17 protein-coding genes are annotated in these 15,133 nt (G+C 58.5%); 6 read left to right on the plus strand and 11 right to left on the minus strand.

Features of this window, described 5'->3' with window-relative positions:
* The first annotated feature begins 262 nt into the window (after positions 1 to 262).
* On the plus strand, positions 263 to 829 hold the full coding sequence (locus CLU92_RS14705) for a phasin family protein (RefSeq protein WP_101482478.1): 567 nt from the start codon (positions 263 to 265) through the stop codon (positions 827 to 829).
* Positions 830 to 962: 133 nt separating this feature from the next.
* Here the strand turns inward: CLU92_RS14705 and CLU92_RS14710 are convergent, their stop codons facing one another.
* The 6 genes from CLU92_RS14710 to CLU92_RS14735 form a co-directional block, all read right to left on the minus strand.
* Positions 963 to 1,700: an ABC transporter ATP-binding protein gene (locus CLU92_RS14710; RefSeq protein WP_373918065.1), complete on the minus strand. Its 738-nt coding sequence runs from the start codon at positions 1,698 to 1,700 to the stop codon at positions 963 to 965.
* Positions 1,697 to 2,470 carry an ABC transporter ATP-binding protein gene (locus CLU92_RS14715; protein WP_070281341.1) on the minus strand — a complete coding sequence of 258 codons (774 nt, stop codon included), beginning with the start codon at positions 2,468 to 2,470 and terminating at the stop codon, positions 1,697 to 1,699. The genes CLU92_RS14710 and CLU92_RS14715 overlap by 4 nt, the downstream gene beginning before the upstream one ends.
* Positions 2,471 to 2,482: 12 nt before the next feature.
* Positions 2,483 to 3,700 (minus strand): ABC transporter ATP-binding protein, encoded by a 1,218-nt coding sequence (locus tag CLU92_RS14720; protein WP_101482479.1) that lies wholly within the window; start codon positions 3,698 to 3,700, stop codon positions 2,483 to 2,485.
* A gap of 22 nt (positions 3,701 to 3,722) precedes the next feature.
* Positions 3,723 to 4,652 carry a branched-chain amino acid ABC transporter permease gene (locus CLU92_RS14725; protein WP_101482480.1) on the minus strand — a complete coding sequence of 310 codons (930 nt, stop codon included), beginning with the start codon at positions 4,650 to 4,652 and terminating at the stop codon, positions 3,723 to 3,725.
* Positions 4,653 to 4,947: 295 nt separating this feature from the next.
* Complete coding sequence (gene ispH, locus CLU92_RS14730) at positions 4,948 to 5,895, minus strand: 4-hydroxy-3-methylbut-2-enyl diphosphate reductase (RefSeq protein WP_101482481.1); 948 nt, start codon at positions 5,893 to 5,895, stop codon at positions 4,948 to 4,950.
* Positions 5,896 to 5,907: 12 nt separating this feature from the next.
* On the minus strand, positions 5,908 to 6,363 hold the full coding sequence (locus CLU92_RS14735) for a peptidylprolyl isomerase (protein ID WP_101482482.1): 456 nt from the start codon (positions 6,361 to 6,363) through the stop codon (positions 5,908 to 5,910).
* 121 nt (positions 6,364 to 6,484) lie between these two features.
* Here CLU92_RS14735 and radC point away from each other — a divergent pair, with 121 nt between their 5' ends.
* The 3 genes from radC to rpmG all read left to right on the plus strand — a co-directional run bounded on the left by radC (position 6,485) and on the right by rpmG (position 7,833).
* Entirely contained in the window at positions 6,485 to 7,159 is a 675-nt protein-coding gene (gene radC / locus CLU92_RS14740; RefSeq protein WP_101482483.1) for a DNA repair protein RadC, read from the plus strand.
* Positions 7,160 to 7,406: 247 nt separating this feature from the next.
* Positions 7,407 to 7,643, plus strand: a complete 237-nt coding sequence (rpmB, locus tag CLU92_RS14745) for a 50S ribosomal protein L28 (protein ID WP_010400928.1) — start codon at positions 7,407 to 7,409, stop codon at positions 7,641 to 7,643.
* 22 nt (positions 7,644 to 7,665) lie between these two features.
* Complete coding sequence (rpmG, locus tag CLU92_RS14750; protein ID WP_010400929.1) at positions 7,666 to 7,833, plus strand: 50S ribosomal protein L33; 168 nt, start codon at positions 7,666 to 7,668, stop codon at positions 7,831 to 7,833.
* 138 nt (positions 7,834 to 7,971) lie between these two features.
* On the opposite strand, the gene CLU92_RS14755 is transcribed toward rpmG, so the two are convergent.
* From CLU92_RS14755 to CLU92_RS14775, 5 genes are all read right to left on the minus strand, one after another.
* Positions 7,972 to 9,180, minus strand: coding sequence for a fatty acid desaturase (locus tag CLU92_RS14755; protein ID WP_101482484.1), 1,209 nt, complete (start codon positions 9,178 to 9,180; stop codon positions 7,972 to 7,974).
* A 132-nt stretch (positions 9,181 to 9,312) separates the two neighbouring features.
* Positions 9,313 to 10,671 carry a mechanosensitive ion channel family protein gene (locus CLU92_RS14760; protein ID WP_101482485.1) on the minus strand — a complete coding sequence of 453 codons (1,359 nt, stop codon included), beginning with the start codon at positions 10,669 to 10,671 and terminating at the stop codon, positions 9,313 to 9,315.
* A gap of 122 nt (positions 10,672 to 10,793) precedes the next feature.
* The gene (locus tag CLU92_RS14765; protein ID WP_101482486.1) at positions 10,794 to 12,113 is read right to left on the minus strand and encodes an RsmB/NOP family class I SAM-dependent RNA methyltransferase; all 1,320 of its coding nucleotides are present in this window, start codon (positions 12,111 to 12,113) and stop codon (positions 10,794 to 10,796) included.
* A gap of 21 nt (positions 12,114 to 12,134) precedes the next feature.
* Complete coding sequence (gene purN, locus CLU92_RS14770) at positions 12,135 to 12,743, minus strand: phosphoribosylglycinamide formyltransferase (RefSeq protein ID WP_101482487.1); 609 nt, start codon at positions 12,741 to 12,743, stop codon at positions 12,135 to 12,137.
* Between the two features lie 156 nt (positions 12,744 to 12,899).
* Positions 12,900 to 13,298 (minus strand): barstar family protein, encoded by a 399-nt coding sequence (locus tag CLU92_RS14775; RefSeq protein ID WP_101482488.1) that lies wholly within the window; start codon positions 13,296 to 13,298, stop codon positions 12,900 to 12,902.
* A gap of 400 nt (positions 13,299 to 13,698) precedes the next feature.
* On the opposite strand from CLU92_RS14775, the gene CLU92_RS14780 reads away from it, so the two are divergent.
* The gene (locus CLU92_RS14780; RefSeq protein WP_101482489.1) at positions 13,699 to 14,211 is read left to right on the plus strand and encodes a glycine zipper 2TM domain-containing protein; all 513 of its coding nucleotides are present in this window, start codon (positions 13,699 to 13,701) and stop codon (positions 14,209 to 14,211) included.
* 97 nt (positions 14,212 to 14,308) lie between these two features.
* Positions 14,309 to 15,097 carry a spermidine synthase gene (locus CLU92_RS14785; protein WP_101482490.1) on the plus strand — a complete coding sequence of 263 codons (789 nt, stop codon included), beginning with the start codon at positions 14,309 to 14,311 and terminating at the stop codon, positions 15,095 to 15,097.
* Positions 15,098 to 15,133: the final 36 nt, after the last annotated feature.

Genomic DNA, 15,133 nt, shown 5'->3' on the forward strand with positions numbered 1-15,133 from the left:
CAGCCACTGGAAACGATAGTTTAAGTCCAAACTATTAACACACAGAAAGCAAATATTTCTCTTTAGAAACAAAGACTTTTGACGCAAATCTATTCAATTGTTGCATCGCACAAGAATCGCTTGACTTACGTTTTTTTCACCGTAGAATAGGGTTTGTTGCGTTGCACAATTCTTGTTCAGCTTGAAAATTTAGATTCACCTGCTTTCCCAAACGGTACACGCAGCATCAAATTAACCAGATTTCGATTTTTTGGAGATTTATATGTTTTCAATTCCTGAGCAATTTTCGTCCGCTACCAAAGCCAACCTGGAAGCCCAATTCGCCCTTTTCTCGTCGCTGACGGGCAAAGCCTTCGAAGGCATCGAAAAGATCGTCGAACTGAACCTGACCGCTGCCAAGGCAACGCTGGAAGAATCGACCGCCGCCGCCAAGCAATTGCTGTCGGCAAAAGATCCACAAGAATTCTTCTCGCTGAGCGCTGCTCAAGCCCAGCCTAGCGCCGAAAAGGCCATCGCTTACGGTCGTCACCTGGCTGCCATCACGTCCGGCACCCAAGCCGAGTTCAGCAAAGCAGCTGAATCGCAAATCGCTGAAACCAACCGCAAAGTCCTGTCGCTGGTGGAAGAAGTGACCAAGAACGCGCCAGCCGGTTCGGAAAACGCCGTTGCCATCCTGAAAAGCGCCATCGGCAACGCCAATGCAGGCTACGAGCAATTCTCGAAAACCAGCAAGCAAGCCGTTGAAGCCATCGAAGCGAACCTGACTTCGGCCGTGAACCAGTTCACGCAAGCGGCTGAAAAAGTCGCGCCACGCACGGCTGCCAAGTAATTCTTGCGCGACCGCTACGGCGGTCCGCTGTTACCGGCTCCTCCAGGCATCCATCCTGCACTTCCCCGACGGATGCCATTATGCCCCAGCCTCGCTGGGGCATTTTTTATGCCTGAGCACTTCCTGAGCGCGATTACTCCCCCAGATACGCCGCCTTCACGCGCGGGTCGTCGAGCATGGCGGCCGCATTGCCGCCCATGGTGACCAGCCCGGAATCCATCACATAGCCGCGGTGCGCCGCCTGCAGTGCCAGGCGGGCATTCTGTTCGACCAGCAAGATCGTAATGCCTTCGGATGACACCTTGCGGATCACCTCGAAAATTTTCTCGACCATGATGGGCGACAGGCCCATCGATGGCTCGTCAAGCAGCAGCAGCTTCGGATGGCTCATCAGCGCGCGCGCCATGGCCAGCATCTGCTGCTCGCCGCCGGAGAGGGTGCCGGCCATCTGCGCCGCCCGTTCCTTCAGGCGCGGGAATACGTCGAACCATTTCTCGATATCGGCCTCGACACCCGCCTTGTCCGTGCGCGTATAGGCGCCCATCATGAGGTTTTCGCGGATCGACATGCGGGTAAACACGCCCCGCCCTTCCGGCACCATGGCCAGCTTCCTTTCCACCAGGTGAAATGATTTCGTGCCCTTGAGCGATTCGCCCAGATAACTGATCGTACCTTCGATCTTGCAAGCAGGCAAAGTGCCCGTGATGGCTTTCAAGGTCGTCGTCTTGCCGGCGCCGTTCGCGCCGATCAGGGCGATCAGCTCGCCCTCGTTGACTTCCAGATCGATGCCTTTCACCGCCTTGATGCCGCCGTAAGCCACATGCAGGCCCGCGACCTTGAGTACGCTGTTGTTCAAGCCATTGTTACTCATGCGTGCGATCCCCCCAGATAAGCCTCGATAACGGCCGGGTTTTGTTGTATTTCTGCCGGCAAGCCTTCCGCGATGCGCTTGCCATACTCGAGCACCGTGATGCGGTCGCACAATCCCATCATCAGTTTCACATCGTGCTCGATCAACAGCACGGTCTTGCCTTCGGCCTTGATTTTCACCAGCAACTCGCGCAGGGCCAGCTTTTCCGTGGCGTTCATGCCCGCCGCCGGCTCATCGAGGGCCAGCAGGGTCGGGTCGGTCGCCAGCGCGCGGGCGATTTCCAGGCGCCGCTGGTCGCCATACGACAAAAAGCGCGCCGTGCGGTTGGCGAACTGGGCGATGCCGACGAAATCGAGCAGCTCCATGGCCCGCTTGCGGATGGACGCCTCTTCTTCGCGCGCCGCCTTGTGGCGGAAGATGGCGCCGAACACGCCCTGGTGCGAGCGCACATGGCGCCCCACCATGACGTTTTCCAGCGCCGTCATGTCGCCAAACAGGCGGATGTTCTGGAAGGTGCGCGCAATGCCCGCCTTGGCCACCTTGTGCGGCGCGGAGGGTGAATACGGCTTGCCGGCCAGCTCGAAGGTACCCGTGTCGGGCTGGTACAGTCCCGTGATGACATTGAAAAACGTGGTCTTGCCGGCGCCGTTCGGGCCGATCAAGCCATAAATCTGGCCTTGCCGGATGGTAATGCCCACGTCGGTCAGCGCCTGCAAGCCGCCGAAACGTTTATTCACGCCGGCGATGTTGAGAATGATTTGTTCGCTCATGCTATCCCTCCCTTAAGCGGACACGACGCCGGTGGACTTGTTCGGCTGGTCCACATCGTGGTCGGGCCGGTCTTCGTGCTTCGGCGATGGCCACAGGCCGGCGGGACGGTTAAGCATGATCAACACCATGGCCAAGCCGTACAGCAACTGGCGCAGCACTTCCGCCTCGATCACCACGTGGCCGAACAGCGCCTGCTGGGCCGGCTCCACCACGTGGCGCAGTACTTCGGGTATCGAGGCGAGGATCACGCCGCCGAGGATCACGCCGGGGATATGGCCGATACCGCCCAGCACCACCATGGCCAGCACAGCGATCGATTCCGTCAGCGAGAACGATTCCGGCGAGACAAAGCCCTGGAACGAGGCAAACATGGCGCCGGCCACGCCGCCGAACGAGGCGCCCATGGAAAAGGCCAGCAATTTCACGTTGCGCGTATTGATACCCATGGCCTTGGCGGCAATCTCGTCTTCGCGGATGGCCACCCAGGCCCGGCCCAGGCGTGAATGCTGGAGGCGCTTGGTGACGAACACGACGGCGATGCACAGGAAAAGGAACAAAAAGTAATACGCATTCACGGACGGCATGGAAAAACCGCCCACCACGACGGTGCTGTTGGTGCCCGCCTCGCCCGCCAGGTTGACGCCAAAGATACGGATGGGATCGATCAAATTGATGCCTTGCGGCCCATTCGTGAAATTAATGGGATCGTTCAAATTGTTCATGAAGATGCGGATGATCTCGCCAAAGCCCAGGGTCACGATGGCCAGGTAGTCGCCGCGCAGTTTCAAGGTGGGCGCGCCCAGCAAGGCGCCGAACAGGCCGGCAACAAAGGCGGCCAGCGGCACGATGAGCCAAATCGACAGGTGGATGCCGTTTTCGCGGATTTCCGGCCCCATCAGCTGTACCAGAGTTTCGCCCAGCACGGGATACTGGTTCACCACCGATTCTAGCAGGATGGCAAACTGCGGCGACGCCAGCAAGGCCGTCAGGTAAGCCCCCACGGCGTAAAAGGCGATGTAGCCGAGGTCGAGCAGGCCGGCAAAGCCGACGACGATGTTCAAGCCCAGGGCCAGCATGATGTACAGCAAGGCCATGTCGATGATGCGCACCCACGAATTGCCGAACTGCGCGGCAAAAAACGGGAACACTATCAGCAGCGCGGCCAGGCCCAGCATGCCGGCGTAGGCTTTGGTCGGATTTTTCTTAGCGTCAAAATCGAGTAGTGCCATGATTTAATCTCCCAGTTTCACATCAGGCACGGTCGGCCACTCGTTCGCCCATGATGCCGGACGGGCGCAGGGTCAGCACGATGATCAGCACGACGAAGGCAAAGATATCCTGATAGTGGCTGCCCAGGAAGCCGCCCGTGATGTCGCCGATATAGCCGGCGCCCAGGCTCTCGATAATGCCCAGCAAGATACCGCCCAGCATGGCGCCGTAGATATTGCCGATGCCGCCCAGCACGGCCGCACAGAAAGCTTTCAAGCCGGGAATGGCACCCATGGAAAATTGTATGGAGGCATAGTTGGCGCCCCACATCACGCCCGCCACGGCCGCCAGCGCGGCGCCGATGGCAAAGGTGGCCACGATGACCTTGTCGGAATCGACGCCCATGAGGCCCGCCACGCGGGGGTTTTCAGCCGTGGCGCGCATGGCGCGGCCCATTCTTGTTTTTTCCACCAGCAACACCAATCCTCCCATCGACAAGGCGGCCAGGGCCAGCAGCAGCACTTGCGTTTGCGAAATCACGGCGCCGCCCACATTGATGGGGTCGGTCGACAGCAATTGCGGGAAGGGCAAGGGATTGCGCGTCCAGATCATCATGGCAAAGGTTTGCAGCAGGATGGAGACGCCGATGGCGGTAATCAGGGGGGCGAGGCGGGGGGCGTTGCGCAGGCGGCGGTAGGCGACCCGCTCGATGATGATATTGACCAGAATACAGATGGGAATGGCGCCGAGGATGGCGGTGGCCAGTTTCAGATAGCCGGGCCAGTCCGGCACATAAATGCCCAGCAGCTTGAGGATGGTCAAGCCCACCATGGCGCCGATCATGAGCACATCGCCGTGGGCGAAGTTGATCAGGTTCAAGACGCCGTACACCATCGTGTAACCGAGGGCGACTAAGGCGTACATGCTGCCCAGCACCAAGCCGTTAATGATCTGCTGGATGAATGTATCCATGATTGCCCTATCAAATATGCATTTTTCGGGAACAACTTCCGCCAGAACATGTCGCTGATACAAAAACGGCACCGGAGGAAGAATTCCTGCAGTGCCATCCCTGGATCGTTCTCACCAGCATGGTGCACGCACTCAAAACGGGCGTGACATCACTTAGTCATAACGACAACACATTCAAGCTTGAGGCAATCATAACGATCTTTTGCAAAAACTAAACTTGGAATAAATCAATCATTTCAAAATTAAATTCGGTTTTGAGGTGACTATTTCATCGATACTCAAGAACCATACAGGCTCAGGCGACGTCGCGCTTGATGCCATCGAGGCCTTTCGGCATCGGGAACGTCACGGCTTCCTGCACCCCGTCGAGGGGGCGCACGCTCTTCACGCCACATTCTTTCAAGCGGTCGATGACGGCTTGCACCAGCACCTCGGGCGCCGAGGCGCCAGCCGTCACGCCCACGCGCAGCTTGCCTTCCAGCCAGGCGGGGTCGATTTGCGAGGCATTGTCGACCATATAGGCTGGCGTGCCCATCTTCTCGGCCACTTCGCGCAAGCGGTTCGAATTCGAGCTGTTCGGGCTGCCGACGACGATCACCACTTCCACTTGCGGGGCCATGAATTTCACCGCTTCCTGGCGGTTCGTAGTGGCGTAGCAAATGTCGCCTTTTTTCGGCTCGGCAATGTTCGGATATTTCGCTTTCAAGGCCGCAATAATGTCGCTAGTGTCGTCAACTGACAACGTTGTTTGCGAAACATAGGCCAGGCTCTCCGGATTGGCGACCTGCAATGCCGCCACATCTTCGAGCGTTTCCACCAGATGCATGCCCATATCGGCCTGGCCCATCGTGCCTTCGACCTCGGGATGGCCATCGTGGCCGATCATGACGATCTCGCGGCCTTCGCGGCGCATCTTGCCTACTTCCATGTGCACCTTGGTGACCAGCGGGCAAGTCGCATCAAAAATGCTCAGGCCACGCGATTCCGCCTCGGCGCGCACGGCTTTCGACACGCCATGCGCGGAAAACACGAGCGTATTGCCAGCAGGTACGTCATCGAGGTCGTCGATGAAGATGGCACCCTTGTTGCGCAAGTCGGCCACCACATAGGCGTTGTGGACGATTTCATGGCGTACATAGATCGGTGCACCAAATTGCTGCAAGGCACGCTCGACGATTTCGATCGCCCGGTCGACGCCAGCGCAGAAACCGCGGGGCTGGGCCAGTAACAGTTCTTTATCCATCGCTATTCCCTTTTACAGCACCGAAATGAGCTTGACTTCAAAGCGCAGCGGCTGACCGGCCAGCGGATGATTGAAGTCGAACAGGGCGGAGTCCTCGCGCATTTCGCGCAGCACGCCGGCAAAGCGGCCGCCGCCCGGCGCGGCAAAGTCGACCAGGTCGCCGATCTTGTAGTCGGCGCCCGGCACGGAGTTTTCGTCCAGCGTCGCGCGCGACACCGACTGCACCAGCTCGGGATTACGCTCGCCAAAGCCTTCGCCGGCGGCCAGCTCGAACGTATGGTGCGTGCCCTCAGGCAAGCCTAGCAGGCGCTGCTCGAGGAATGGCGCCAGCTGGCCCTGTCCCAGCATCAAGGTAGCAGGATTTCCGCTAAAGGTAGTGACAATATCAGTACCGTCAACAGTAGCAAGACGATAATGCAGGGTGAGGTAAGCCGCTTCGGTGACGACTGCTGGTTGCTCGATGGACATAGTGAGTTTTCAAGTAGCTGATGCAAAACGATATTGTAAGCCACACTGGCCGCGCCTGCCCCATGGCTTCGTCAAAGAAGGCCATGCTGGGGCTCGCGCCGGTGACAAACAGGAGAACAGCATGGGCATCAAGGACTGGCCGGCCAGAGAACGGCCGCGCGAACGCCTGATCGAGGATGGCGCACACTCGCTGTCGGATGCGGAATTACTGGCCGTATTCCTGCGCACTGGCGTGCGCGGCAAGAGCGCGGTGGAGCTGGCGCGCGATACGGTGGAACACTTCGGCTCCCTGCGGGGCCTGTTTGGCGCCAGCCTCGTGAGTTTTTCCGCCGTGCATGGCATGGGCAGCGCCAAGTTCGCCCAGCTGCAAGCAGTCATGGAACTGGCGCGGCGCGCCATCATCGAGGATTTGCAGGCGGGCCAGGCCCTCAGTTCGCCGCATGCGGTAAAAGACTATTTGCGCCTGACCCTGGGCAACCTGGCGCACGAAGCGTTTCACGTGTTGTTTTTGGACGTCAAGAACCGCCTGATCACCACCCGCGAAATGTTTCGCGGCACCCTCACCCACACCAGCGTGTACCCGCGCGAAGTGGTCAAGCAGGCGCTGCTGCACAACGCGGCCAGCGTCATGCTGGCCCACAACCACCCGTCCGGCACGCAGGAACCAAGCGAATCGGATTTATTGCTGACGCGCACGCTGGTGCAGGCCTTGTCGCTGGTGGACGTGCGCATCCTCGACCATTTCGTCGTGGCCGGGCGGCAAGTGCATTCGTTTGCGGAACACGGCCAGATCTAGGCCAGCGCCGCTCTGGTCGCAGTTAACCATGTGTAAACAAGGACATACGTGACAGAGCCGAAACGCTTATCTAACAGGAAACAGCACTGTTTACCAGTGCTTTTCCCTATGGGGAAAAGGGAAAGTCAAATTGTTAAATTAATTCACAACAACATGACACAATTGTTTTTCGCAAGTCATTGATAAATCTGCTTATTTTAGATATACTCTCGTTTTTCCAATTTGGAATATCTTTAAGGAGTGCGCCATGGCACGTGTTTGCCAAGTCACTGGGAAGAAGCCGATGGTCGGCAACAATGTTTCCCATGCAAACAACAAAACCAAACGTCGTTTTTTGCCTAACTTGCAGAATCGTCGTATTTTTGTTGAATCTGAAAACCGCTGGGTCTCCCTGCGTTTGTCCAACGCCGGTCTGCGCGTCATCGATAAAGTCGGCATCGACGCCGTATTGGTCGATATGCGCGCTCGTGGCGAAAAAGTCTAATTAGCAGAATAAGGGAGCTATCATGGCAAAATCAGGCCGCGACAAAATCAAGTTAGAATCGACCGCCGGTACGGGTCACTTCTACACGACTACCAAAAACAAGCGTACGACGCCTGCGAAAATGGAGATCATGAAATTTGATCCTAAAGCACGCAAGCACGTAACGTACAAAGAAACCAAAATCAAGTAATTGATATTGTGTTCTGTAAAAAGAGCCGCTCCAATGAGCGGTTTTTTTTCGCCCTGATTTTCAGCCGGCTGCCCTTCCCTTTTGCCGGGACGAAAAAAAGGCCCTGAAATCCAGGGCCTTGATATGGCGCAGTCTTGATTATGCGTAGCTACGCAGGCGCAAGGAAAAATCTTGTAGCGACTTGATGCCCGACGCTTCGGCGCGCGTGCACCAGTCTTGCAGCTTCTGCAGCAACTGTTCGCGCGTAAAGTGCGAACGCTCCCAGATGGCGCCCAGTTCCACGCGCATGTGGTGCATGGTTTCCAGCGCCTTGCTGTGCTGGAACAGTTCCGACAACTGCTCGTGATGCGCATCGGCCAGTTTGCCCGGTTCGCGCTGCATCAGCTTGCGCGACGATTTCAGGAAGCGCTTTTCCAGTTCAGCCTTGTGCTTCAGGTGCTCGAGCTCCTCTTTCCAGGCATGCTTGATCGATTTGGCGTACTTGGCCATCACGTCGTAGCGGTTGGCGATGACCGATTGCAAGGTCTCGAAATCCGCTTCCAGCTTGCCGTGCGAGAACTTCGGTTCCGGCGCCAGCTTTTTCACCTTGGCCAGGCCCAGCATTTCCAGCGCGCGGATATATGCCCAGCCAATATCGATTTCATACCATTTCGACGACAGCTTGGCCGACGTCGCATACGTATGGTGGTTGTTATGCAACTCTTCACCACCGATCAGGATGCCGAAGGGAATGATGTTGGTGGCCGCGTCGGCGCAATCGTAGTTGCGGTAGCCCCAGTAGTGGCCGATGCCATTGATGATGCCGGCTGCCGTAATCGGGATCCACATCATTTGCACGGCCCACACGGAAATGCCGATCACGCCGAACAACACGAAATTGATGACGAACAGCGACACCACGCCCAGCCAGCTGTATTTGGTGTACAGATTGCGTTCGATCCAGTCAGTCGGCGTGCCGTGGCCGTACTTGGCCATGGTTTCCATGTTCTTCGATTCGGCGCGGTACAGCTCGGCGCCTTCCCAGAACACTTTCTTGATGCCGCGCGTCACAGGGCTGTGCGGATCTTCTTCCGTATCGCACTTGGCATGGTGTTTGCGGTGGATGGCAGCCCATTCCTTGGTGACCTGGCCCGTCGTCAGCCACAGCCAGAAACGGAAGAAATGGCTGGGGATGGCGTGCAATTCCAGCGCCCGGTGGGCCTGGTGGCGATGCAGGTAAATCGTGACGCTGGCGATCGTGATATGCGTGACCACCATGGTGTACAGGAAAACTTGCCATGCGGACAGATCGGTAACGCCAGTTGCCATGAACTGCAAAACGTCGTGTAAAACGGAACTCAATGTCATTACTACTACTCCAAGTGGACAGGCATGCGCACGGTCGCTCCAGTGACTCTGGAGGTCCGGCCGAGTTAATTTTAGGCGTAATTGTACGCCCTAATGGGTGCTATCAGGCAAAATCGGAGGCAGGCAGCGAGGTTAAGGCTGGGTGCCGGACGGCGGGGACTCACCCTCTGCCGCGCCCGCGAGCGGGGCAGGAGGCGTGCCAACAATACGCAATTCGCGTTGCGGAAACGGTACAGTGACCTTATGTTCCTGCAAGGTGCGCCAGATGGCGCGGTTCACATTCGACTTCACGCCGCCGGTGCCGTTTTCCGGGTCCGCGATCCAGAAGCCGATCTGCACGTCAAGGCCGTCGGCGCCGAAACGCACGAGGGTGGCCGATGGCGGATTGCTTTGCGACACACGCGGCACCTTGGCCGTCGCCGCTTCCAGCAAGGGGAAGATGACATCGAGATCCGTTTCATAGCCTACTGACACGGCCGTCGACAGCCAGACCATGCGGTTGCTCAACGACATGTTCTGCACCCCGCCGGAAATCAGCATTTCATTCGGTACGATGGATTCAACGCCATCGCCACCCAATAACACAGTATAGCGCGTATTGATCTGCGTCACCTTTCCCGTAAATTGGCCGACGGTGATCATGTCGCCAATGGTCAGGCTGCGGTCGAGCAGGATGATGAAGCCGGAGACGAAGTTCGCGGCGATCTTTTGCAAGCCAAAGCCCAGCGCCACGCCAAAGGCGCCGCCAAACACGGACAGCACCGTCAGGTCGATACCCACCAGCGACAGGCTGACCAGCACGGAAACGAGGATCAGCACGGCGCGACCCATGCGCGACAGCACCACGCGCAAGGAGGTGTGCAAGCCCTGCATTTTCATCAGGCGTTCATCGAGCGAGGTACCGGCCCACATGGCCAGCACCAGCAGCACGGCCACGGAAATAGCGGCTTGCAAGATGGCAGCCACTGACACCTTGTTGCGCCCAAGCGGTACGACGATGCCCTCCAGGAATGCATGCAAATCCGGCCACAGGCCCGTGATATACAGGGCCATGCCGGCCCACACCACCACCGTGAAAATCTTTTCCAGCAACAACATGGTGGGGCTGATATCGCCATGGCGGGCAAAAATGCGGCGCAGCACATAAAAACCGAAGCGCACCAGCGCCATCGAGGTGCACAGGGGGATGGCAATGCTGAGCAGGTTCACCGACTGGAACTTGACCAGGAAATGTTGCGCAATGCCCAGCAGCATGGCCGCCAGCACGGGCGTCAGGATACGGATGAAACTATCCGTGCGCTGCAAGGTTTCCGGCGTGGCCGGGACAGCAGCCGCTTCCGCCCGCTGATGCAGGAAGACGCGCAACTGCCGCACCAGCAGCCAGCTCAGGGCCAGGCAGGCAACAATGACCAGCGCCTGCCACAGGATGGCCGGTTGGCGGAAATCATTGACAAAATCGGTGATCAGGTTGAGCAGCGGGGTTTCGTTCATGGCAGATGGGGTCTGGAAGGTGGGACAGAAGTGGTACGGATGGGCATCGCACCCATGCAGCCAGGCGGGCTGGCGGCATTGAAAGCCGCCACTGCAGGGTGCAGCGGCGGCCCGTGACAGGCTTACTCGGCTTGTTCAGCGTCAACGTCGTCGGCCGGTTTTTCATCGGCGTAGACTTTTTTCGGCATGACCTTGCGCTCGAACACGGCGGCGAAGAAGCCGTCGGTCTGGTGCAGATGCGGCAGCAATTTCAGGTAGTCACCCATTTCCAGGTCGATCTTCTGTTCAGCCAGCACCTTGCTCATCGGCACGAGCGTGAAGTCCGGATGGGCCGCCAGGAATTGCTCGGCGATAAAATCGTTTTCTTCGTTCAGGAAGCTGCAGGTGGCGTACACCAGGCGGCCGCCGCCCTTGACCAGGCGCGCCGCGCCGGCCAGGATGGCTGCCTGCTTGGCTTGCAGTTCGACGATGGAGTTCGGTTGCTGGCGCCATTTCACGTCCGGATTGCGGCGCAGGGTGCCCAGGCCGCTGCACGGGGCATCGACCAGCACGCGGTCGATCTTGCCGGCCAGGCGCTTGATCTTGGCATCGCGCTCATGCGCGATCTGCACCGGATGCACGTTCGACAGGCCGCTGCGGGCCATGCGCGGCTTCAGCTTGGCCAGACGCTTTTCCGACACGTCGAACGCATACAAACGGCCCGTGTTGCGCATCAGCGCGCCCAGTGCCAGGGTCTTGCCGCCCGCGCCGGCACAGAAATCAACCACCATCTCGCCACGCTTGGCGCCGACGATTTGCGACAGGATCTGGCTGCCTTCATCTTGCACTTCGATGGCGCCGCTCTGGAACAAAGGCATGTTTTGCAGCGAAGGCTTCTTGATCACGCGCAAGCCCAGCGGCGCATAGGGCGTCGGGGTGCTGAGGATAGGTGCTTCGGCCAGAGCCAGCATCACGTCTTCGCGCGTCGCCTTGAGCGAATTGACGCGCAAGTCCAGCGGCGCCGGCGCGTTCAGCGCATCGGCCAGCTTCATGGTTTCCGCTTCGCCGAACTGGGCGATCAGCTTGTCGAACAGCCAGGTCGGCATGTTGGCGCGCATGTTCGACGGCATCAGGCTGCGGTCGATCTGTGTGATGCGCTCCAGCCATTCCACTTCTTCTTCCGTCAAGCCGCCCAGCGAATCGGCGCCGACGGCTTCGGCCAGGCCGAGGATGGTCAAACGACGCATGGTGGGGCCACTGCCCGCTTCGGCGAAATCGGTAAAGAACGATTTGTTGCGCAGTACGGCATAAATGCCTTCGGCGATGGCGCCGCGTTCGCGCGAACCGAGGCGCGGATGGTCGCGGAAATAGCGCGACAGGGTCGTGTCGGCCGGGGCCGTGAAACGTAAAATTTCGCGCAATACTTCTTCAGCATTGGCAAGTATCGCTGGTGGCAATCTCATTGTTATTCTTCCTGTAATATTTTATTGAGGGTCCACGCGGACCTGGCCATGCTCGACTGACAGTTTATCGTCAATGAACAGGCGGATGGCGCGCGGGTAAAGCAGATGTTCCTGTACCAGCACGCGCGCCGATAAGCTGTCTTCTGTGTCGCCTGGCAAGACTGGCACCACCGCACTCGCCACGGCCGGGCCATGATCGAGCTCGGCAGTCACGAAATGCACGGTCGCGCCGTGTTCCGTCACACCCGCCTCGAGCGCCTGGCGGTGCGTCGCCATGCCCGGGAACAGCGGCAGCAGCGACGGGTGGATATTGAGCATGCGCCCCGCGTAATGGTCGACGAAAGGCGGCGTCAGGATGCGCATGAAACCGGCCAGCACGACCAGGTCGGGGGCGAAGCCGTCGATCACGGCTTGCAGCGCCGCATCAAACTGCTCGCGGCTGGCATAATCCTTGTTGGCAACGACTGCCGTCGCTATCCCATGTTCCGCGGCAAAAACCAATCCCTGGGCGTCGGCCCGGTTACTGATGACGGCGGCAATACGGGCTGGCCATTGCTCGGCTTGCGCCGCGCGTACGACCGCTTCCATGTTGCTGCCGCGTCCGGAAATGAGGATAACGATATTTTTCATAGCGCGCATTGTACCCGCTATGGCGATGCGAATCTAGAAAGGCCGGTATTATTGTTGCGGCGCAACATGAGCGCCGACGCGCCGCAGCCGCCCCGCAATGCCGATTACCATTTGCACGAGAGCCCGGTTTTACGGCGCCGCGGCAAGAGTAAGTATTTACTCGAACGAATAGAAGACGCGGAACGGCACTTTCTTCTCGGCCCAGTAGTCGGCCGCGTCGCGGAACACGTCGAGCAGGATCTCGCGCGCTTCCTTGTCAAATTTTTGCGTATTTGGCAATTGCTCCAGCACCACCAGGAAGCCCGTTTGCGTGCCGGCCTTGTGCATGGTATCCGTCAGGCACAGACGCAGGGCATCGAAATTCTTCGCCAGGTTCTTCGGGAACAGGAATGCTTCTGCAATAATGCCGATGACTTGTTGTTTGGTCTGTCCAGCGTGGCAATGCGCATATAAAAAGTGCTGCCCGAGACGGATCGCCTCGTCTTGTAACTCGGTCACGCGAAAGGCACGGATGGACTGGACAAGGTTGGGCGGCACGGTTAGTAACAAACTCATTTTTCCCTCAAATCGACCTGTTATGTATGGATTTGTTCTATCTGCTCTTCTTATTGCATCCCCGCACGCGGGTCAATGCGCACGCGGTGATTCGATCTGTATCAACTTTTATGCGATTCAGTGCGATTTTATATAAGCCATACGCGTATTAGGGTAACGTGTTGTCCTGTATGAATCAACCCGAATATGATGTCAAACGCAAGATTTGTTACAAACCGCTAGTTTCAAGTCATTCAACATCATGTATCGATTGAAAGTGCATGTTACAGACTGTGGGGCAAGGGGCTTGGGCTGTTACATTTTGTTGCCATGCGAAACACTTGCCTCTTGCTGGCGGGATTACTATAGTCCCAAGTTGTAAAAAATACCCTGAAAGATTCTCTACATAATGAGGTTACAAATGAACTTGCAAGCCAAATTGATGATGTCAGCCCTTTGTCTCGGCGCATTGCCACTCGCTCAGGCTGCCGACTTTGAAGATTTCGGCAAAGTCGTGCGCGTTGTGCCGCAAGTGGAACAGATCAATCGTCCACGCCAGGAATGCCGTACGGAATACGTGCAAGTGCAGGCGCCGCCGCAACAGCGCAGCGCTGGCGGCTCCATCGTCGGCGGTATCGCCGGTGCCCTGCTCGGTAGCCAGGTCGGTGGCGGCAATGGCCGCACGGCCGCCGCGGCGGCTGGCGCGATTGCCGGCGCCGTCGTCGGCGACCGTGTCGACAACCAGAACAACTACCAGGGCGGCATGCAGGAACAAGCCGTCAAGCAATGCCGCCAGGTCGACCATTGGGAATCGCGCAACAATGGCTATCAGGTTACTTACGACTACCGCGGCCGCAACTACACGAGCATCATGTCCTATGATCCGGGCGAAAGAGTTCGTCTGCGTGTCTCGATCGAGCCAGCACAACAGTAAGCGCGATAACCGGCCTGTACCATGCCAGCCCCAGCGGCTGGCATTTTTTATGGCGCCTCGGCACGGGCTATAATGCGGCACACTTTCAGGCCGCCTTATGCTTATCAAACGAAAATCCATCGAACAAGTCGAATCCTCGCGCCCCGCGCGCAAGCCCCGCTATGCCCCTGTCACCCTGTCCGAAATGGATGGCGTGCGCTATCTGCATTTCGGCACGGAATGGGTGCAGGGCGCCATGCGCATCCGCAAACCGGACTGGCCTGAGCTCGAATACGCGCAACAGATGATGGCGTGGATGCTGTGGATCGAACAACCTCAGCGCCTGGCTCAGTTGGGCCTGGGCACGGCCGCGCTGACCAAGTTCTGCTACCGCCAGTTCCCGCAGGCGCAAGTCGAAGCCATCGAACTGAACCCGTCCGTCATCACCATCTGCGCCTCGATGTTCAAGCTGCCGCCCAACGACGAGCGCCTGCACGTGCGCGAGATGGATGCGCTCGACTACGTCAACGACGACGCCAACCACGGCACCCTGGACGCCCTGCAAGTGGACCTGTATGACGCCACGGCGCGCGGTCCCGTGCTCGACAGCGCCGATTTCTATGCCGCCTGCTGCGCCTGTCTGGCGCCGCACGGCATCATGACGGTGAACCTGTTTGGCGACCACCCCAGCTACGCGAAGAACATCAAGGCGATGAAGTTTGCGTTTGCACAGGTGATCTGCCTGCCGGAAGTCCATGATGGGAACGTGGTCGCGATCGCGTTCAAGACGAAAGTGGCGCTCGATGCGGAAGCGCAAGCGGCCCTGCTGGAACGCGCCAAGCAGATCGTCGCCGAGACCAAGCTGCCCGCCAAGACCTGGGTCAAGGGCATCGTCAGCACCCTGTAACCGCCGGCAAGGCCGGCAGCCTGGAAAGGCGCCGGC

It is taken from the genome of Janthinobacterium sp. 61 (assembly GCF_002846335.1).
Taxonomy (GTDB): Bacteria; Pseudomonadota; Gammaproteobacteria; order Burkholderiales; family Burkholderiaceae_D; genus Janthinobacterium.